Origin of the sequence: Pararhizobium qamdonense (assembly GCF_029277445.1) — a bacterium.
GTDB lineage: Bacteria > Pseudomonadota > Alphaproteobacteria > Rhizobiales > Rhizobiaceae > Pararhizobium > Pararhizobium qamdonense.
Window position 1 is genome coordinate 1,679,152 of the sequence record NZ_CP119566.1, and the last position, 20,381, is coordinate 1,699,532.

Here is a 20,381-nt window from a genome sequence, read left to right on the forward strand (position 1 = left end):
CGTTTGGCATTACCCCACAATCCCCGCCGTCTCCACCACCGCATGAAACAGCACGTCGCACCCGGCCGAGGCCCATTCCTTGGATATTTCCTCCGCCTCGTTGTGGCTGAGGCCGCCGACGCAGGGGCACATGACCATGGTGGCGGGGGCGACCTTGGCGGCCCAGCAGGCGTCGTGGCCGGCGCCGGAGATGAGGTTCATGTGGCTGTAGCCGAGCCGTTCGGCGGCGGAGCGCACTGCGGTGACCAGGGCCGGGTCGAAGGTGACCGGCTCGAAATGGCCGATGGCTTCAACGGAACAGCCGACGCCGAGCGCCTCGGTGATCCTGGGGGCTTCGGCCTCGATCTTGGCGCGCATGCGGTCGAGCTTGGCCTTGTCGGGAGAGCGGATATCGACGGTAAAGACGACCTTGCCCGGCAGCACGTTGCGGGAATTGGGCGAGAAGAACACCTGGCCGACGCCGCCGACGGCACCCGGCTGGTTTTCCATGGCAACGCCCTGGACCATTTCGACGATCCGCGCCATGGCAAGGCCGGCATTGACGCGCAGGTTCATCGGCGTCGAGCCGGTATGGGCCTCGCGGCCGGTCAGCGTGAATTCCAGCCACCACAGGCCCTGACAATGCGTCACCACGCCGATGGTCTTTTCCTCCGCCTCAAGAATCGGGCCCTGCTCGATATGATATTCGAAATAGGCGTGCATTTTGCGGGCGCCGACCTCTTCTTCGCCTTGCCAGCCTATCCGCTTCAACTCGTCGCCGTAGGTCTTGCCCTCGGGGTCCTTGCGGCCATAGGCGTAGTCGAGCTCGTGAATGCCGGCAAAGACGCCGGAGGCGAGCATGGCGGGTGCAAAGCGCGCACCTTCCTCGTTGGCCCAGTTGGTGACGACGATCGGATGTTTGGTCTTGATGCCGAGATCGTTCATGGTGCGCACGACTTCCAGCGCGCCGAGCACGCCGAGCACGCCGTCATATTTGCCGCCGGTCGGCTGGGTGTCGAGATGGCTGCCGACATAGACGGGCAGCGCATCGGGATCGGTGCCGGGGCGGGTGGCAAACATCGTGCCCATCTTGTCGACGCCCATCGTCATGCCGGCGTCTTCGCACCATTTTTGAAACAGGTGGCGGCCTTCGCCGTCCTCGTCGGTCAATGTCTGGCGGTTGTTGCCGCCGGCAATGCCGGGGCCGATTTTCGCCATGTCCATCAGTGAATCCCACAGACGGTCGGCATTGACGCGCATGTTCTCGCCCGGTGCATGAGCCATGACGGTTCTCCTCATTCTTTTTAAGGGAAGCGCATTATGGTGCGCATCCCGCCGTTCCCTTGATCAAATCGGGGCGATCTGGTTTTTTCGATTGCCCTGCGATCAGCCGTTGCGTTTGTGTTTGAACTGACTGATAATTTGACCGGTTGGTAAAACATTACAACTTCCTTTGCCGCACTCAAGGTGAAAAACAGAAAAAACGTTAGTGCCGTCCGAATTTTTGGATCATGCGGTTTTCGGATGTTTTTGAGGCCGCGCGCAGGCGGCGATTGGTGAGAAGACGTTGTGAGAAGACTGGGGGAAAAATGGTACTTCCGAGGGCAGCCCGAACGCAAAGGCGAACCCGCATCCAGGAGGAGAAGGAAGAACTGATTCTGGAGGCGGCGCTGGACGTGTTTGCCATTCACGGCTTTCGCGGCAGCACCATCGATCAGATCGCCGATGTGGCGGGCATGTCCAAACCCAATCTGCTCTATTATTTCCGCACCAAGGAGGCGATGCACCGGGCGCTGATCGACCGCGTGCTCGACAGTTGGCTGGATCCGCTGCGCGAATTCGATGCGGAGGGAAACCCGGTGTCGGAAATCCGCAGCTATATCCGCCGCAAACTGGAGATGGCACGGGATTTTCCACGCGAAAGCCGGCTGTTCGCCAATGAGATCCTGCAAAGCGCGCCCCATATCGAGGACGAGTTGAAGGGGCCTTTGAAATCGCTGGTCGATGAGAAGGCCGAGGTGATCCGCAGCTGGGCCAAAGCCGGCAAGATCGCTAAATGCGATCCGTATCACCTGATTTTCGCCATCTGGTCGACGACGCAGCATTACGCCGATTTCGATGTGCAGGTGCGCGCAGTGCTGGGTGACGGGCGCTCCGGCGACGGGCGTTTTGAGGACGCGGCGCGGTTTCTCGAGCAATTGTTCGTCAGCGGCCTGGAAATCAGGGACGGCGGCGCCTGACCGGCTCTCAAACGCTTCGCAATCTTTCTGCTTAGCGTGCAGCACTCCTGTCAGGCCAACGGGCGTGTCTCGCGTTTTTCCGCTTCGATCATAGCCCCGATTTCGGCGGCATCATAAACGATCAGGGTTTCAAGCGTGCCGGTGCGGCCGCGGATCGAGATATTGTAGCTTTCCCGGTCATCGACTTTCAGCCCGGCGTAGCGGACGACATCGGCGGAGACGGCGAGCTGCGCATCGTATTCCTTGGCGAAGCCTTCCAGGCGGCTGGCCGCATTGATCGTGTCGCCGACGGCGGTCAGCGCCGAGGCCTTGCCATAGCCGATCTGGCCGATAATGGCCGGCCCGGCATGCATACCCATGGCGATGCGCAGGGGTTTGTCGAGTTCGCTCAGGAAATTGCGGTTGAGCACATCGATGCCCTTCGCAATGCGCGCCGTTGCTGTCAGCGCTTGCGCGCAGGCATCTTCGATGCGGTTGTTCAGTCCGAACAGTGCGAGTGCCCCGTCGCCGATGAATTTGTCGATCACGCCGCCCGATTCCTCCACCGCTTCTCCGATGGTCTCGAAATAGCGGTTGAGCAGGAAGACCGTGTCGAAGGGGAGCTGCTTTTGCGCCAGTAGCGTGAAATCGCGCAGGTCGCAAAACAGCACGGCGATGTGGCGTTCGCGTCCGGCCGCCTGCTGTTCCGTTGGCTGGGCCCTCAGGCCAATATTGTCGCCGCCGAGAATGGGCGAGATCGACAGATTGTGGATCGGCCGCAACTGGCAGGCAAGACGCACATTGTCGGGTGCGCGGATACGCGTCAGCGTCGTGCGCTCGGCATCGCTGGGGCCAGGCTGGCGTTCCAGCCCCTCCGTCACCCGGACCCGGCAGGTCGAGCAGCGTCCGCGTCCGCCGCATACCGACAGATGCGGGATCCCTGCGGCACGGCTTGCTTCCAGCACGCTGAACCCTTTTGCAACGGAAATTGCCCGATCGGGATAGGTGACACGGATTTTTCCCCTGACCGGAATGGCGCGCAGGAGGAGGGTGCCGCCGACTGCCGTGATCAGCGTGGCGAAGATGATGCGGCGGATATCCGACAGGATTTCGGGCGGCGTGTGAACCGGTTTGAACCAGGTATCGGAGGCCATTGCCGGAATAGACCGTGCGCCAACGACGAAGCCGAGCAGGGCGAGAAGCGGAACGAGCAGGGCGAAGGAATAGATCAGCAGAAAGTATTTCGGATACCAGTCCCGGCCGCGCATCCAGAACCAGAAGCCGAGACAGCCATGCGCCCAGGCCAAGACAAGTGCTATCGATTGCGTGCTGGCAGAGAAGGGGCTCGCCCAAAGCCGTGACAGGACTTCGTAATAGCCGTCGCCAAACCCGGTCAGCGCTGATTCGATGCGTGTGTTGATGACATGGCTGACAAGCAGGAACGGAAAGGACAGGCCGAAGACGATCTTCAGCATCTCGCGCACCGGCATGCGCAGGGTCTGCCGGCGGTAGAGGCTTTCGAGCGCCAGCACGAAGTGCACGAGAAGCGATCCGTAGAGCAGCACCGTGCCCAGCCAGGTGCGCCAGACCATATTGAAGATCCGGCGCGCGCCTTCCATCGCCTCGACAGAGACGAGGCCAAGCGCGTGGTTTAAGAAATGCGTGAGCAGGAATAGGCCCAGGCAAACGCCCGTCAGGAGATGCAGCCTTTTGCGCGTACGTGGGGAGGCGATCTTCAAGCAGACATCCGGTGTTGGCGGCCTGGCCGCGTCTTGTTTTCCTGCCTGTTATTGACGAGTTCGCGGTGAGGGGCAACGCACGTTTTGTAGACGCATCGTCGTGATTTCGTGTCCAATGGGCTTTGCACGGGGATCAACGGGGTTTTCCGCTGTCGCAAATGCAATCAGCCGCCTCGCGTGTGCGGCGAAGCGGCTGATATCTGGTCTTCCCGTGAAGATATTATTCGGCGGCCTGGCGGGCCATCGGGTTGTTCGGGTGTGTCGTCCAGTTGGCGTAGTTCGGATCGACCGTCTTGCCGGTGCGTTCATCCAGCACACCCGGCTCAAGGCCGACCATGGTGATGCAATCCTGTACGGGACAGACATTGACGCAGAGATTGCAGCCGACGCATTCGTCTTCCATCACCTCGAAATGCCTTTTGCCATCGACATATTGGGTGATCGCCTGGTGCGAGGTGTCCTCGCAGGCGATGTGGCAGCGGCCGCATTTGATGCAGGCATCCTGGTCGATGCGCGCCTTGGCGATATAGTTGAGGTTGAGATATTGCCAGTCGGAGACGTTGGGCACGGCGCGCCCGCAGATGTCGTCGAGGGTGCGATGGCCCTTGGCGTCCATCCAGCTGGATAGGCCGGTGATCATCTCCTGGACGATCTTGAAGCCATAGGTCATCGCAGCCGTGCAGACCTGGACATTGCCGGCGCCAAGCACGAGGAATTCGGCCGCATCCCGCCAGGTGGTGATCCCGCCAATGCCGGAGATCGGCAGGCCGTAGGTTTCCGGATCGCGGGCGATTTCCGCCACCATGTTGAGCGCGATCGGCTTGACCGCCGGGCCGCAATAGCCGCCATGGCTGCCCTTGCCGTCGATCGAGGGTTCCGGCGAGAACGTGTCGAGATTGACCGAAGTGATCGAATTGATCGTGTTGATCAGCGATACGGCATCGGTGCCGCCGGATTTGGCGGCGCGGGCGGGCTTGCGCACATCGGTGATGTTCGGCGTCAGCTTGGTGATGACCGGCATGCGGGTATATTGCTTGCACCAGCGCACGACCATTTCGATATATTCCGGCACCTGTCCGACCGCAGCGCCCATGCCGCGTTCCGACATGCCGTGCGGACAGCCGAAATTGAGCTCGATGCCATCGGCGCCGGTTTCCTCGACCAGCGGCAGGATCGATTTCCAGGCGTTTTCCTCGCAAGGCACCATGATCGAGGCGATCAGTGCCCGGTCCGGCCAGTTCATCTTCACCTGCTTCATTTCGCGCAGGTTGGTGTAGAGGTCGCGGTCGGTGATCAGTTCGATATTGTTGAGGCCCAGCAGACGGCGGTCGGCGCCCCAGATCGCGCCGTAGCGCGGACCGTTGACGTTGACGACGGGCGGGCCTTCCTCGCCCAGCGTCTTCCAGACGACGCCGCCCCAGCCCGCCTTGAAGGCGCGCTCGACATTGTAGGCCTTGTCGGTCGGCGGCGCCGAAGCCAGCCAGAAGGGGTTCGGGGACTTGATGCCGACGAAGTTGTTGCGCAGATCAGCCATGGTTCATTCTCCCCTTCACGCGACGGCAACGGCCGGCTGCGACGCAGCGGCGAGCATATGGTTGATCGATTCGGCGGCATCGCGGCCATGTGCCACGGCCGAGACCGTCAGGTCTTCGCCGCCAAGCACACAGTCGCCACCCGCCCAGACACGGTCGAGCGATGTGCGGCCTTCGGCATCGACGACGATGCGGCCGGATTGCAGGGTGATGATGCCGAGGCCGTCGGCCTCGAACGTCTGGCCGATGGCTTTCAGCACATGGTCGGCGGTGATGACGCCGGTTTCGCCGGTTGTGGTCAGGCGGCCGTCGGCAAGGGTGGTATAGTCGAGTTCGATCCCGGCCACCTTGCCATCGCGGGAAATGATGCGCTTGGGCTGCAGCCAGTGGCGGATGGTCACGCCCTTGGCGGCGGCAAGATCCTGTTCGAACACGGACGCATTCATGTGCTCCTTGCCGCGGCGGTAGCAGATGGTCACTTCCTCGGCGCCAAGCAGCTTGGCCTGCACGGCCGCGTCGACGGCAGTCATGCCGCCGCCGAGCACCACGACGCGGCGGCCGATGGCGATGTCGGACTTGGTTGCCGACTGGCGCAGCGCGGCGATGAAATCGACGGCATCCTCAACGCCTTCGGCAGTCTCTCCCTCAGCCCTCAGCGCATTGACGCCGGCAAGGCCCAAGCCGAGAAAGACGGCATCATGCTTGGCCAGCATGTCGCTCAGCGAAAAGTCACGGCCGAGCATCATGCGGTTGCGGATGTCGATGCCGCCGATTGACAGCACATAATCGACTTCGGCCTGGGCGAAATCATCGACCGCCTTGTAGGTGGCGATACCATATTCGTTGAGGCCGCCGGCCTTTTCGCGCGCATCGTAGATGGTGACCTCATGGCCCTTGACGGCGAGACGGTGGGCGCAGGCGAGACCGGCCGGGCCGGCGCCGATGACGGCGATGGATTTGCCCGTCGGTTCGGCGCGCTGGTAGAATTGCCGGTTTTCGCGCATGGCGATATCGGTCGCATAACGCTGCAGCCGTCCGATCTCGACCGGCCGGTGTTCCGCCTCGTTGCGCACGCAGGCCTGTTCACACAGCGTTTCGGTGGGACAGACGCGGGCGCACATGCCCCCCAGAATGTTTTGGTCGAAAATGGTGTTGGCCGACCCGATCGGGTTTCCGGTCGATATCTGCCGGATGAACAGCGGGATATCGATGGAGGTGGGACAGGCCGTCATGCAGGGCGCGTCATAGCAGAAGTAACAGCGGTCGGAGGCGACCAGAGCTTCATGGTCGTCGAGCGGCGGATGCAGATCGGAAAAATTATGTTCGTATTCGACGGGAGACAGGCGCCCGCCCAGTATTCCAGTGTCAGTCGTTCCCATTTTTTGCTCCCAAATGTCGTGCCTCAGGATGTCGGAACGGTACCACGCTTTATTTATTTATCAAACGGTAAAAATTTTAAAATGAAAATTGCAGGAGTCCCGGTGTGCTGGGCGTTTGAAGGGCTTTCGATGCGACGCTGCGATCGTCTGTGTTTGACAGAAGCCGGGAAAAAGTGTCAGCACATCGTTCAGGGAGTACGGACAATGGCGCGCAGACCGGAAGGCAATAACAGGCTCGATGATGCCGCGCGTGCAGGCTGGCTCTACTATGTCGCCGGGCGCACGCAGGACGAAATTGCCGCCGCCATGGGCATCTCGCGCCAGTCGGCGCAGCGCCTGGTGTCGCTGGCCATGGCCGAGCGGCTGATCAAGGTTCGCCTCGACCACCCGATCGCAGCCTGTCTCGAGCTTGGGCTGCGCCTCAAGGAGAAGTTCGACCTTAGGCAAGTGGATATCGTGCCGAGCGACCCTGGATCGTCATCGACCACGGTCGGCATTGCCGAGGCGGGGGCAGCCGAGATCGAGCGCTGGCTGAAATCGGCCGATCCGATCATCCTGGCGATCGGCACGGGGCGAACGCTGAAGGCGGCGATCGACCAGCTGCCAGCGATGGAATGTCCCCAGCACCGCATCGTCTCTCTAACCGGCAATATCGGCCTGGATGGGTCGGCGGCCTATTACAACGTCATCTTCTCGATGGCGGATGCGGTCAAGGCGCGGCATTTTCCAATGCCCTTGCCGGTTCTGGTCTCGTCACCGGAAGAGCGGGCGCTGCTCCACAATCAGGCGCTGGTCAAATCGGCGCTGCAGCTCGGGTCGGAAGCCAATGTCGCCTTTGTCGGCGTGGGTGAGCTTGGTCAGCAGGCGCCGCTTTGCGAGGACGGTTTCCTGGCGGCAGACGAGATGGCCCGGTTGATGGACGAGGGGGCCGCAGGGGAAATCTGCGGCTGGATGTTTGATGGTGACGGGCGGATGATGTCCGGCACGATCAACCAGCGCGTCGCCAGCGTGCCCTTGCCGTCACGCGATTCGGCGACGGTGATCGGCATGGCCAAGGGCAGGCGAAAATATATCGCGCTGAGGGCAGCATTGCGCGGCCGGGTGATCAACGGTCTGATCACCGATGAGACGACGGCGCAGTTTCTGCTCAAGGATTGAGCGAACCCCCATAAATTTTCATTAGCAAAATCAAAACAATGCGGTTTCGTTTCTGCACTGCAGCAACGAATGCCGATTGACATTTTTTGTGAATGTGTGAGTAATTGCCCACGAGCAAGGCAAATGCTCATAACTCTTCTGGGAGGAAGATATATGAACTTGAAAACTTTCCTGCTGGGCACGTGCTCGGCAATCGTCATCGCGGGTTTCGCACAGGCAGAAACCCTCACCATTGCCACGGTGAACAATGGCGACATGGTCCGCATGCAGACGCTGACGGACGATTTCACCAAAGCCAATCCCGACATTCAGCTCGAATGGGTCACCCTTGAAGAAAACGTGCTGCGCGAACGCGTCACCACGGATATCGCCACCAAGGGCGGCCAGTACGACGTTCTGACGATCGGCACCTATGAAGTTCCGATCTGGGCCAAGCAGGGCTGGCTTCTGCCGCTCGACAAGCTCGGCACCGATTATGACGTCGATGACCTGCTTCCGGCCATCCGCTCGGGCCTGACCATGGACGACAAGCTCTATGCGGCGCCGTTCTACGGCGAAAGCTCGATGGTCATGTACCGCAAGGACCTGATCGAAAAGGCTGGCCTGACCATGCCGGATGCTCCGACCTGGGAGTTCATCGGTGAGGCTGCCCGCAAGATGACCGACCGTGCGGCCGGCATCAACGGCATCTGCCTTCGCGGCAAGGCCGGCTGGGGCGAGAACATGGCGTTCCTGACCGCCACGTCCAACGCTTTTGGCGCCCGCTGGTTTGACGAAAACTGGAAACCCCAGTTCGATCAGCCGGAATGGAAGGCAACGCTCGACATGTATGTCAAGCTGATGAACGATGCAGGCCCGCAGGGCGCCTCGTCCAACGGCTTCAATGAAAACCTGGCGCTGTTCCAGCAGGGCAAGTGCGGCATGTGGATCGATGCCACGGTGGCAGCGTCCTTCGTGACCAACCCGAAGGATTCCACCGTTGCCGACAAGGTCGGTTTCGCTCTGGCGCCCGACACGGGTCTTGGCAAGCGCGGCAACTGGCTGTGGGCCTGGAACCTGGCCATCCCGGCAGGCACCCAGAAAGCGGAAGCGGCCGAGAAGTTCGTGTCCTGGGCAACCAGCAAGCACTATCTCGACATCGTTGCGGCCAAGGAAGGCTGGGCCAACGTTCCTCCGGGCACGCGCACCTCGCTCTACAATAATCCCGAGTATCAGAAGGCGGCTCCGTTCGCCAAGATGACCCTCGAAAGCATCAATGCCGCCGATCCGAAGAACCCGTCCGTAAAGCCCGTGCCTTACGTCGGTGTTCAGTTCGTCGCCATCCCGGAATTCCAGGGTCTCGGCACGACGGTCGGCCAGCTGTTCTCGGCAGCTCTTGCCGGTCAGATGACGGTTGACGATGCGCTGGCGCAGGCACAGCAGGTCACCACTCGCGAAATGACACGCGGCGGTTACATCAAGTAGGTTCCTTCCCAAGGACAGGCGGCCCGGACTACCATCCGGGTTGCCACTTTTTACCTGACGCCAGACACGGTGAAGTCTATTGTCGCTGCGTCTGACGTCAGGCTTTTTTAAAAAGAAGACCAAGGCGGCCGGCTTGCTGCCCTCCCGGCGGGGCGGGTGCCCATACCGGCACCGCAAGGACCGGTATCGCAAGGACCGGCATTCAAAATACGGGCGTCAAAGGGAGGGTGTTGAAATGGCTACGCAGAATACGCGCGTGCTTGCGCGCTGGATGATGGCCCCGTCGGTTGGGCTTTTGCTGATCTGGATGATCGTGCCTTTGGCGATGACGCTGTGGTTTTCGTTCCAGAACTACAATCTGCTCAATCCGGGCAATGTCAGTTTCGCTGGCCTGTTCAACTACCAGTATTTCTATTCGGATCCCGCGTTTTTTCAGTCGATCTGGAACACGCTGGTCATCGTGGTCGGCGTGCTTTTGATCACCGTCATCGGCGGTATCTCGATTGCGCTGTTGCTTGATCAGCCGATGTGGGGCCAGGGGCTGGTGCGCATCCTGGTGATCTCGCCGTTCTTCGTCATGCCGCCGGTGGCAGCCTTGGTGTGGAAGAACATGATCATGCATCCGCAATATGGCGTGTTTGCCGATATCAGCCGCTTCTTCGGGCTGCAGCCGGTCGACTGGTTCGGGCAATATCCGCTGTTTTCGATCATCATCATCGTCGCCTGGCAATGGCTGCCATTTGCCACGCTGATCCTTTTGACTGCGCTGCAATCGCTGGATGGCGAGCAGAAGGAGGCAGCCGAAATGGATGGCGCCGGCTTTGCCAACCGTTTCATCTATCTGACCGTGCCGCATCTCGCCCGCTCGATCACCGTCGTCATCCTGATCCAGACGATCTTTCTGCTGGGCGTCTACGCCGAAATCCTCGTCACCACCAATGGCGGCCCGGGCTATGCCTCGACCAACCTGCCGTTCCTGATCTACCGCACGGCCCTGCTCGGCTACGATGTCGGCGGTGCGTCGGCAGGCGGTATCATCGCCGTCATCCTTGCCAATATCGTCGCCTTCTTCCTGATGCGCGCCGTCGGCAAGAACCTCGACAAATAAGGGAGAAGACCATGGCCAGAGCCGTTTCGACCAGAAGAACCGTCTTCTTCACCATCGTTGCCTGGGTCATCGCGCTGGTGATCTTCTTTCCGATCCTCTACACGATCATCACCTCGTTCAAGTCCGAGACCGAGGCGATCCAGGGGTTCAACCTCATTCCGTCGGGCACGGTGGAAAGCTATGCCGCCGTGCAGGCGCAGAGCAATTACTTCAAGTTCTTTTTGAACTCCGTGATCATCTCGGTCGGCTCGACGCTGATTGCGCTGTTGATCTCGGTGCCGGCCGCCTGGTCGATGGCGTTTTCGCCGACCAACAGGACCAAGGACATCCTGATGTGGATGCTCTCCACTAAGATGATGCCGGCGGCCGCCGTCATGGTGCCGATCTATCTTCTGTTCCGCGACTTCGGCCTGCTCGACAGCCGCTTTGGCCTCACCATCATGCTGACGATGATCAACCTGCCGATCGTGGTGTGGATGCTTTACACCTACTTTCGCGAAATCCCCGGCGAGATCCTCGAAGCCTCGCGCATGGACGGCGCATCGCTGTGGGGCGAGATCTGGTACGTGCTGACGCCGATGGCGGTGCCCGGCATTGCGTCGACCATGCTGCTCAACATCATTCTCGCCTGGAACGAGGCCTTCTGGACGATCCGGCTGACCACCACCAATGCCGCACCGCTGACGGCCTTCATCGCGTCCTTCTCCTCGCCGCAGGGCCTGTTCTGGGCCAAGCTTTCGGCCGCCTCGACGCTGGCCATCGCCCCGATCCTGATCATGGGCTGGTTCTCACAGAAACAACTTGTCCGCGGCCTGACCTTCGGCGCCGTGAAATAACGCAAAAGAAAAGACTTGAACGCAAAAACAAAGTCTTGGGAGGCACGCATGGGCAATATCCAACTGAAAAAAGTCAACAAGAGCTTTGGCGCGACGCAGGTCATTCCCGGCATCGACCTGACCATCAACGAGGGCGAGTTCGTCGTCTTCGTCGGCCCCTCGGGCTGCGGGAAATCGACGCTTCTGCGGCTGATCGCCGGCCTTGAGGACACGACCTCCGGCACGATCGAGATCGACGGGCGCGACGTCACCGGCGCGGCTCCGGCCAAGCGGGGGCTTGCCATGGTGTTCCAGTCCTATGCGCTCTATCCGCATATGACGGTGCGCAACAATATCGCCTTCCCGTTGAAGATGGCGAAGATGGACCAGGCGGGGATCGACAAGAAGGTGGCGGAGGCAGCCCGCGTGCTCAACCTCACCAACTATCTCGACCGGCGTCCCGGCCAGCTGTCGGGCGGCCAGCGCCAGCGTGTCGCCATCGGCCGCGCCATCGTGCGCGAACCCTCGGCCTTCCTGTTCGACGAGCCGCTGTCCAACCTCGATGCGGCGCTGCGCGGCACAATGCGGCTGGAGATCAGCGAGCTGCATCACCAGCTGAAGACGACGATGATCTACGTCACCCATGACCAGGTCGAAGCCATGACCATGGCCGACAAGATCGTCGTGTTGAACGCCGGCAATATCGAGCAGGTCGGCTCGCCGCTCGATCTCTACCACCGGCCCGACAATATCTTCGTCGCCGGCTTCATCGGCTCGCCGCGCATGAACTTTGCCACCGGCGCGTTTGCCAAGCCGCACGATGCCCATACGATCGGCGTGCGCCCCGAACATCTGCAGCTGTCCACCGAAGCCGGCACCTGGCGCGGCACGGTCGGCGTTGCCGAGCATCTCGGCTCCGACACGTTCCTGCACATCCATGTCGACGGCATCGGCCTCGTCACCGCCCGCGTCGGCGGCGACTTCGCCGTCAAACACGGCGACCAGGTCTTCCTCACCCCCGAACAAGGCCGCGTGCACAAGTTCAACGACAAGGGACTGGCAATCCGATGACACGGCTCACGGGGAAAAGCGCGCTGATCACGGGATCGGCGCGCGGTATCGGACGCGCATTTGCGGAAGCCTATATCCGCGAGGGGGCAACCGTTGCGATTGCCGATATCAATCTTGAGCGGGCGAAAACCACGGCGGGCGAGCTTGGCCCATCGGCCTATGCCGTCGAAATGGATGTAACCAGCCAGGTCTCGATCGATGACGCGATTGCCGCTGTCACGGCAAAAGCCGGTGGCCTCGATATCCTCGTCAACAATGCCGCCCTGTTCGATCTCGCCCCGATCGTCGAGATCACCCGGGAAAGCTATGACAGGCTGTTTTCGATCAACGTGTCCGGCACGCTGTTTACCCTTCAGGCCGCTGCAAAACAGATGATTGCGCAGGGGCGCGGCGGCAAGATCATCAATATGGCGAGCCAGGCGGGCCGCCGGGGCGAACCGCTCGTCGCTGTTTATTGCGCCACCAAGGCGGCGGTGATCAGCCTCACCCAGTCGGCAGGGCTTGATCTCATCAAGCACGGCATCAACGTCAATGCGATTGCGCCCGGCGTTGTCGATGGCGAGCATTGGGACGGCGTCGATGCGATGTTTGCCAAATATGAAAATCGTCCGCTGGGCGAAAAGAAGAAGCTTGCCGGCGCAGAAGTTCCCTTCGGGCGCATGGGCACGGCGGAAGACCTGACCGGAATGGCGATCTTCCTCGCCTCCGCTGAGAGCAACTATGTCGTTTCGCAGACTTACAATGTCGATGGCGGCAACTGGATGAGCTGAGCACACAGCTCGTCGAAAGGAATGAACATGACGACCAAACTCTCGCTCGCCAATCTGGATGCCATCAAGGCAACTGCCGCGATCCCGGCCTATGAACGGTCCGCATTGACGGCAGGCATCGTCCATTTCGGTGTCGGCAATTTCCACCGCGCCCATCAGGCCATCTATCTCGACGATCTGTTCAACACCGGCAGCGACCACGACTGGGCGATCGTCGGGGCAGGGGTCTTGCCGTCCGATGAAGCGATGCGGGCCAAGCTCGAAGCACAGGACTTCCTGACCACGGTTGTCGAGCAGGATAACAACAAGAGTGCGGCCCGTGTCACGGCACCGATGATCGACTATTTGCGGCCCGGCAATGCGGCGGCGACCATCGCCCGGCTTGCCGACCCTGCCATCCGCATCGTGTCGCTGACGATCACCGAGGGCGGTTATTTTCTCGACCCGGCCTCCGGCATGTTCAATCCGCAACACCCCGCCATCGCCGCCGATGGCAACAATCCCGGCGATCCGAAGACCGTGTTCGGTCTGATCATTGCCGGTTTGAAGGCGCGCAAGGACAAGGGCATCGTGCCGTTTACGGTGATGTCCTGCGATAATATTCCGGGCAATGGCGAAGTCACGCATGCGGCCGTGTCCGGTCTGGCACGGCTTTCCGATCCGGCTTTTGCCGAATGGATCGAGGCCAATGTCGCGTTTCCGAACGGCATGGTCGATCGCATCACACCGGCGACCGGTCCGCGCGAAGTCGGCATCGTTGCCGATGACTATGGTATCGACGACAATTGGCCGGTCTTTTGCGAAGAGTTCAAGCAATGGGTGCTGGAGGATCATTTTCCAGCCGGCCGTCCCGCGCTCGAAAAGGTCGGCGTCCAGTTCGTGCCGGATGTCGCACCCTACGAGCATATGAAGATCCGCATTCTCAACGGCGGCCATGCGGCGATTGCCTATCCGGCAGCCCTGCTCGATATCCATTTCGTCCATGAGGCGATGGAGGACAAGACGGTGTGCGCCTTCCTGGCAAAGCTGGAGGAAGACGAGATCATCCCGGTCGTTCCGCCCGTGCCCGATACCGATCTCAATGCCTATTTCAAAAAGGTGGAATCGCGGCTGTTCAACCCGAAGATCGCCGACACCATTCCGCGCCTGGCGCAGGACGGGTCCAACCGCCAGCCAAAATTCATCCTGCCGACGACGGCGGACCGGCTGCGGCGCGGCGAGGATGTCGTCGGCCTGTCGCTGGTGTCTGCGCTCTGGTGCCGGTATTTTGCCGGAACCACCGACAGTGGCAAAGCGATCACCTTCAACGATGGCAGCGCCGACCGGCTGCATGCCGCAGCCGTAAAAGCCAAGGACGATCCACAGGCCTTTCTTGCGCTTTCGGATATCTTCGGCGATGTTGCGCAATCAACGCTGTTCCAGAAACGGTTCGCACATGCGCTGCGCACGCTCTGGGACAAGGGCACGCGGGCCACGCTGCAGCTTTATCTCGACGGAAAACTTGGAGAATGATCTCATGACGCTTCAGCTTCCGCGTAACGTCGTGGCCGCAGGATGCGGCCACTCTGGCGGGCAAGCGGTGGCCTGATGACGATGCATCCGCCCAAATTGGTGATTTTCGATTGCGACGGCGTTCTCGTCGATAGCGAGCCCTTGTCGCTCGATGTCCTGGTCCGGGTGCTGCGCAATGCCGGTGTCGATATGGACGCCGAGGAGGCGACCGAGCGGTTTCTTGGCAAGAGCCTGAAGACCATGTCGGATATCCTGCATGACGATTACGGTCTTGCGGTGGACGATCATTTTCTGGAGCAGATGCGCCTCGACCTCTACCAGCGCTTCCGGCAGGAATTGCAGCCGGTCGCCGGGATCGCCACGGCGCTCGACGAGCTCGATCTTCCCAGATGCGTGGCCTCTTCCAGCCAGATGGAGCGCATAAGGCTATCGCTGACCATTACCGGGCTGATCGGCAAGCTCGAACCGCATCTGTTCAGCTCCAGCATGGTCAAGCACGGCAAGCCGGCCCCGGACCTCTTTCTGCATGCCGCAGCCGAAATGGCGACGCCGCCGGAAAACTGCATCGTCGTCGAAGACAGCCCGGCCGGCATCGAGGCGGCAAAGGCTGCGGGCATGCGGGTTTTTGCCTTTGCCGGCGCCTCGCATGCACGGTCCGAGCGCCATCTGGAGACTTTGCGGCGGCTTTCGCCTGACGTGCTGTTTGACGACATGCGTGAATTGATCCATTTTGTCCGTAAAGAACAAAGGGATGGGAACGCAGGTCTCTGATGGCTGATTTGATCGTTGCGGTCGATGTCGGAACCGGCAGCGCTCGCGCTGGCATTTTCGATCGGCATGGCAAGCAGCTGGCGCGCGCGGATTATCCGATCGCGATGAACCGGCCTGAGGAAAATCACGCCGAACATGATTCCGAAAATATCTGGTCCGCCGTCTGTATCGCCGTCAAGACCGCGCGTGCCAAGGCAGGCGTTCCCGCCGAAGCGATCGCCGCGATCGGGTTTGACGCGACCTGCTCGCTTGTGGTGCGCGACCGGGACGGAGCCCCCTTATCGGTCAATCGCAAGGGCGATCCGCGCTGGGATACGATCGTCTGGCTCGATCACCGCGCGTTGAAGCAGGCGGATTTCTGCACGGCCACGCAGCATCCGGTCCTCAACCATTCCGGCCGCGTCATGTCGCCGGAAATGGAAATGCCCAAGCTGATGTGGCTGAAGCAGAACCTGCCGCAGCAATGGGAAAAGACCGGTTTCTTCTTCGATCTCGCCGATTTCATGTCCTGGCGGGCAACCGGCAATGCCGCACGCTCGCGCTGCACGCTGACGGCCAAGTGGAACTATCTATCGCACAAGGAACACGGCTGGCAGGACGAATTTCTCGACGCAATCGGACTGGAAGACCTGCGCGTGCGCGGCGGCCTGCCGGAAAAGACGCTGCCGGTCGGGCAATCGGCCGGGCACCTGACGGCTGCGGCTGCGGCCGAACTCGGCCTGCACGAGGATTGCGCGGTGGCGACGGGGCTGATCGATGCCTATGCCGGGGCCATTGGCGTTCTCGGCGGCTTTGCCGGAGAACCGGAGACGCTGGAGCGGCAACTGGCCCTGATCGCCGGGACCTCCAGCTGCATCGTTGCCTTTTCAAAAGACATGAAGCCGGGTTTTGGCATGTGGGGACCCTATTTCGAGGCGGCCTTTGCCGGCAGCTGGCTGATCGAGGGTGGGCAATCGGCAACCGGCGCGCTGCTGGATCATGTGGTGCGCAGCCACAGTGCCGGCGGCGAGCCCGATGCGGAAATTCACCAGCGGATCGTTCTGCGCATTCAGGAATTGCGCGCGGCCTACGGCACCGAGTTTGCGGCGCGCCTGCACGTTCTGCCCGATTTCCACGGAAACCGCTCGCCGCTTGCCGATCCGCATGCGCTGGGGGTCATCAGCGGCCTGACGCTGGACAGTTCGTTCGACGCGCTCTGCCGGCTCTACTGGCGCACCTGCGTCGCCATCGCGCTTGGTATCCGCCACATTCTCGAAATGATGAAACAGGCGGGCTACGATCTCGACACGCTGCATGTGACCGGTGGCCATGTCCGCAACGTATTATTGATGGAGCTTTACTCCGACGTCACCGGCTGCACGGTCGTTGTGCCGGAAACCAATGATGCCGTCCTGCTCGGGACGGCCATGGTCGCGTCGGTTGCCGGTGGCCTTTATCCGGATTTGCGTGCGGCTGGACCGGCCATGTCTCCCGGCGGTCATGCGCAATATCCGAACCCCGCTCTGCGGGAAACCTATGACAGCGATTACCGGAAGTTCCTGAGCCTCTACCGGCATCGCGCCGAGCTGGAAACGCTGTAAAAACAACGGCCTTTCATCCACCAAAAAAAATCAGAAAAGCCCGGAACTATTTGTTCGTCCGTCCGTTTTTATGATGTCTGGATAGCGGTTCACATCGCCCCCAATGGGAACCACAATTTAATATCCGGTACCCAACTCACACGCCCCCTCGGTGAGTTGCAATATCAGCCAGTGCCTTCCCCCGGCGCTGGCTGTTTTTTTGTCTAAAGTTCAGCGCCAAAAATTTGCGGGAAGGGCACTCCTATCAGCCCCGCCGCATCACGCTTCGTTGATGATTTCATATTCCCGCGACGGGACGGTCAAACGGTATTCGATCCGGTCCGGCGCCTGCAGGTATTGCGCCTTGCCGCCGATTGCCACCGGCACCACCCGTTCCAGCACCGTGCGCGCAAACGTATGTTCGTCCACTTCCCGCTGGGCAGCGGCGGGCGGCAGGTGCTCCACCCAGGCCAGTTCGATGGCCGGATGTCCGTCAAGGATGGTGTCGAAACACTCGATCGTCAGCGCATTCATGCCCGCCGATATCGCACCATGCGATGCCGAATTGACGATCAGTTCGTGCAGTGCAAGGCCAATATGCAGGGCGGCATTGGGGGAAAGATGGGCATTGATGCCTTTGACCGAAATCGGTGTTTCGGAATCCGGCCAATAGGCGCTGAACTGCCGCTTGGCCAACTCGAACAGATAGGCACCGCGCCAGCTGGAATCGGTGACCAGGTCCTGCGAATAGGCAAGGGACTGGATACGCCCGCGAAACTTGATGAGAAAATAATCCAGCGACAGCGCTTGCCGCGCCGTCTGGGTGGCGATGCCCTGGATGATTGCTAGCAGGTTTTTGGAGCGGTGGCTGAGTTCGCGCAGCAGCGTCTTTAAAATTCGCTCGCGATGCCGGGTTTCGGAGATGTCGGTGATGACGCTGAGGATGCCGGTCATCCCGGTGGCATCAACACGCTCGATATCGATCCGGTATGTCAAGACGCCCGTGGCGGACGCCATGTCGATCTCGGTCGATGTGGAGGTATTCGTGGAGATGACATTGCGTTTCAAGGCGATCAGCCGTGCGCCATCGTCCGCGCCAAACACTGCCTGTTCCGCCTGTTCTTCCGTTGCGAGCTGCTGCAATCCCTCAGGCAGGTTTCCCGATAGAACAGTGAAGAGATCGTCGGACTGGTAAACATAGCCAGCCCCTGACTTGCGCAAAACCAGTTCCATCAGGATCTTGCTGGTATCGGCGCCGGTCTCGTTTGAGGCTGAGTTGCCTGCATTGCCCACGCGAAGCGCCTTCCATGTTTTCATCTGTCGTCTGCGCAGTTCCCGCGCGGGGGAAAAAGCAGACTTTCGGACGGTCTTCAAACCGGATTTGGCGCCGGTTCGAATGCGATGCGCCCTGTCCCGGAGCGCCGCTGCAAGCGGCGCCCGGTTTGTTTCCGTTTCAATGGACGATCCGGCCCAAAATATGGGCTGACTTCTCAGGCGGCAGCCTTGGTCGATTCATTGAAGAACAGGGCCTGGCTGATGAGTGCCTTGACCATGTCCGGATTGAACGGCTTGGTGACCAGGAAGGTCGGTTCGGGGCGTTCGCCAGTCAAGAGACGCTCGGGGAACGCGGTGATGAAGATCACCGGGATGGCTGTGTTTTTCAGGATGTCGTTGACGGCATCGATGCCGGAGCTGCCATCAGCAAGCTGAATATCGGCAAGCACCATGCTCGGCTGTGTCGCCTTGAACAGCGCGACCGCCTCGTCACGGGTGCGGGCGATGCCGGTCACATTATGGCCGAGGCTTTCAACCATCTGCTCGATATCGATCGCGATCAGGGGCTCGTCCTCGATGATCATGATATCGGTTGCAACCTGGCGCGAAATCTCTTCCGATGCGCGCTCGAGCAGCTGGTTCATGCCGCTTTCAGTCGTATCGAGAACTTCGGCCGCTTCGCTGGTACGGAAGCCTTCGACCGACACCAGGAGGAAAGCCTGACGGGCAAGCGGCGAAACCGAGGCAAGGTTGATCGATGCGCGCTTTTCCCAGGCAAAGGGCGAAACCGGTTCCGGGATGAGGACGGAAGACGAGCCGAACAGCTTTGTATAGAGCTGGAACAGGGCAACCCTGTCATTGCTGGCTTCCGGGAAAATGCTGACATCTGTGATAAGCGCTTCCAGAACGGCTGCGACATAGGCGTCGCCCGAGGTCTGCGATCCGGTCAATGCGCGCGAATACCGGCGCAGATAGGGCAGGAACGGAGCGATCCGGGTGGAAAGTGACATATAAAAACTCCCTCAATCTGGCCGAGGTTCAAGGCCATGACAGCCCAAGAACGCGATGCGAAAAAAAAGGTTCCTTTCGACGGAACATTTTTTTCCGCCACGCATTATGCCGCCAGATGAATATTGAAGGTATTTGGCATTGATGACGGACAAACTTGGGGCAGGGCGCGAGAGACCTTCTCGCACCGACAATCCTAACGCGCAGATTGCAACAAAGCTCCGCGCGCTTTATCTCTCTGTACAGGAAGAAGCTATTCCGGACCGCTTTCTCGATCTGCTTGAGCAGCTCGACGCGGTCGAGCGCCAGTCGTCGATGACGGATGCGACAGAATGAGCGGCGGTATGTCTGAAGAACCCAGTTTCAAGCGCGAAATGCTGGCGGCTCTTCCGAGCCTGCGCGCCTTTGCCATGTCCCTGATCGGCCGTCACGACCGCGCTGACGATCTGGTTCAGGACACCATCATGAAGGCCTGGGCCAAACAGGACCATTTCGAGATGGGCACCAACATGAAGGCGTGGCTTTTCACCATCCTTCGTAACGAGCTTTACAGCCAGATGCGCAAACGCGGCCGCGAGGTTCAGGATAGTGACGGGTACTTCACCGAATCGCTTGCCCAGCACCCGGCCCAGTATGGCTCGCTCGATCTGCAGGATTTCAAGCGGGCACTCGACACGCTTCCTCCCGATCAGCGCGAGGCGATCATTCTTGTTGGAGCCTCCGGCTTTTCCTATGAGGAAGCGGCTGAGATCTGCGGTTGCGCACTCGGTACGATCAAGAGCCGCGTCAACCGCGCCCGGCAACGGCTTCAGGATATTCTCCAGGTCACAGGTGAAAACGAATATGGTCCGGATGCCACCTCGGCACCGATGACCTCCCGTGCCTTCATCTCCTGATGCCTTTACCTTCGGCGCCCGCCAAACCGTGCATGCACGGTCTGGCGGGCGTTGCTGTTGGCAGGCAGCTTGAGATGAGATTGCATCGCAGGCTGCATTCGTGCAGAAACTATGACGGGCACTTTG

General features: G+C 60.6%; 18 protein-coding genes. 12 read left to right on the plus strand and 6 right to left on the minus strand.

Annotated elements, in window-relative coordinates:
• Nucleotides 1–9: 9 nt before the first annotated feature.
• Nucleotides 10–1,263: a Zn-dependent hydrolase gene (locus tag PYR65_RS08075; RefSeq protein ID WP_060639743.1), complete on the minus strand. Its 1,254-nt coding sequence runs from the start codon at nt 1,261–1,263 to the stop codon at nt 10–12.
• A gap of 305 nt (nt 1,264–1,568) precedes the next feature.
• Here PYR65_RS08075 and PYR65_RS08080 point away from each other — a divergent pair, with 305 nt between their 5' ends.
• The gene (locus PYR65_RS08080) at nt 1,569–2,219 is read left to right on the plus strand and encodes a TetR family transcriptional regulator C-terminal domain-containing protein (protein ID WP_060639744.1); all 651 of its coding nucleotides are present in this window, start codon (nt 1,569–1,571) and stop codon (nt 2,217–2,219) included.
• A 50-nt stretch (nt 2,220–2,269) separates the two neighbouring features.
• Here the strand turns inward: PYR65_RS08080 and PYR65_RS08085 are convergent, their stop codons facing one another.
• The 3 genes from PYR65_RS08085 to PYR65_RS08095 form a co-directional block, all read right to left on the minus strand.
• Complete coding sequence (locus PYR65_RS08085) at nt 2,270–3,937, minus strand: adenylate/guanylate cyclase domain-containing protein (RefSeq protein WP_276120592.1); 1,668 nt, start codon at nt 3,935–3,937, stop codon at nt 2,270–2,272.
• 220 nt (nt 3,938–4,157) lie between these two features.
• Nucleotides 4,158–5,471, minus strand: a complete 1,314-nt coding sequence (gene preA / locus PYR65_RS08090; RefSeq protein WP_060639746.1) for an NAD-dependent dihydropyrimidine dehydrogenase subunit PreA — start codon at nt 5,469–5,471, stop codon at nt 4,158–4,160.
• A 15-nt stretch (nt 5,472–5,486) separates the two neighbouring features.
• Nucleotides 5,487–6,848, minus strand: coding sequence for an NAD(P)-dependent oxidoreductase (locus PYR65_RS08095; protein ID WP_276120593.1), 1,362 nt, complete (start codon nt 6,846–6,848; stop codon nt 5,487–5,489).
• 204 nt (nt 6,849–7,052) lie between these two features.
• Between PYR65_RS08095 and PYR65_RS08100 the strand changes: the two genes are divergently transcribed.
• The 9 genes from PYR65_RS08100 (at nt 7,053) to PYR65_RS08140 (ending at nt 17,097) form a co-directional block, all read left to right on the plus strand.
• Nucleotides 7,053–8,006: a sugar-binding transcriptional regulator gene (locus PYR65_RS08100; RefSeq protein WP_276120594.1), complete on the plus strand. Its 954-nt coding sequence runs from the start codon at nt 7,053–7,055 to the stop codon at nt 8,004–8,006.
• 153 nt (nt 8,007–8,159) lie between these two features.
• Complete coding sequence (locus tag PYR65_RS08105; protein ID WP_276120595.1) at nt 8,160–9,470, plus strand: ABC transporter substrate-binding protein; 1,311 nt, start codon at nt 8,160–8,162, stop codon at nt 9,468–9,470.
• A gap of 235 nt (nt 9,471–9,705) precedes the next feature.
• On the plus strand, nt 9,706–10,578 hold the full coding sequence (locus PYR65_RS08110; RefSeq protein ID WP_276120596.1) for a carbohydrate ABC transporter permease: 873 nt from the start codon (nt 9,706–9,708) through the stop codon (nt 10,576–10,578).
• Nucleotides 10,579–10,589: 11 nt separating this feature from the next.
• On the plus strand, nt 10,590–11,414 hold the full coding sequence (locus PYR65_RS08115) for a carbohydrate ABC transporter permease (RefSeq protein WP_276120597.1): 825 nt from the start codon (nt 10,590–10,592) through the stop codon (nt 11,412–11,414).
• A 48-nt stretch (nt 11,415–11,462) separates the two neighbouring features.
• A complete protein-coding gene (locus tag PYR65_RS08120; RefSeq protein WP_276120598.1) occupies nt 11,463–12,464 on the plus strand; it encodes an ABC transporter ATP-binding protein in 1,002 nt (333 codons plus the stop codon).
• Nucleotides 12,461–13,234, plus strand: coding sequence for an L-iditol 2-dehydrogenase (locus PYR65_RS08125; RefSeq protein WP_276120599.1), 774 nt, complete (start codon nt 12,461–12,463; stop codon nt 13,232–13,234). Before PYR65_RS08120 ends, PYR65_RS08125 begins: the two co-directional genes overlap by 4 nt.
• 27 nt (nt 13,235–13,261) lie before the next feature.
• Nucleotides 13,262–14,746, plus strand: coding sequence for a mannitol dehydrogenase family protein (locus PYR65_RS08130; protein ID WP_276120600.1), 1,485 nt, complete (start codon nt 13,262–13,264; stop codon nt 14,744–14,746).
• A gap of 75 nt (nt 14,747–14,821) precedes the next feature.
• The gene (locus tag PYR65_RS08135; protein WP_276120601.1) at nt 14,822–15,517 is read left to right on the plus strand and encodes an HAD family hydrolase; all 696 of its coding nucleotides are present in this window, start codon (nt 14,822–14,824) and stop codon (nt 15,515–15,517) included.
• Nucleotides 15,517–17,097 (plus strand): FGGY-family carbohydrate kinase, encoded by a 1,581-nt coding sequence (locus PYR65_RS08140; protein ID WP_276120602.1) that lies wholly within the window; start codon nt 15,517–15,519, stop codon nt 17,095–17,097. Before PYR65_RS08135 ends, PYR65_RS08140 begins: the two co-directional genes overlap by 1 nt.
• Nucleotides 17,098–17,355: 258 nt before the next feature.
• Here PYR65_RS08140 and PYR65_RS08145 read toward each other — a convergent pair whose 3' ends face one another.
• Nucleotides 17,356–18,309, minus strand: coding sequence for a sensor histidine kinase (locus tag PYR65_RS08145; protein WP_407951317.1), 954 nt, complete (start codon nt 18,307–18,309; stop codon nt 17,356–17,358).
• Nucleotides 18,310–18,566: 257 nt separating this feature from the next.
• A complete protein-coding gene (locus tag PYR65_RS08150) occupies nt 18,567–19,361 on the minus strand; it encodes a response regulator (RefSeq protein WP_060636950.1) in 795 nt (264 codons plus the stop codon).
• Between the two features lie 142 nt (nt 19,362–19,503).
• Between PYR65_RS08150 and PYR65_RS08155 the strand changes: the two genes are divergently transcribed.
• Both PYR65_RS08155 and PYR65_RS08160 read left to right on the plus strand, forming a co-directional pair.
• The gene (locus PYR65_RS08155) at nt 19,504–19,695 is read left to right on the plus strand and encodes a NepR family anti-sigma factor (protein ID WP_060636951.1); all 192 of its coding nucleotides are present in this window, start codon (nt 19,504–19,506) and stop codon (nt 19,693–19,695) included.
• Nucleotides 19,696–19,703: 8 nt separating this feature from the next.
• Complete coding sequence (locus PYR65_RS08160) at nt 19,704–20,255, plus strand: RNA polymerase sigma factor (RefSeq protein ID WP_060637066.1); 552 nt, start codon at nt 19,704–19,706, stop codon at nt 20,253–20,255.
• Nucleotides 20,256–20,381: the final 126 nt, after the last annotated feature.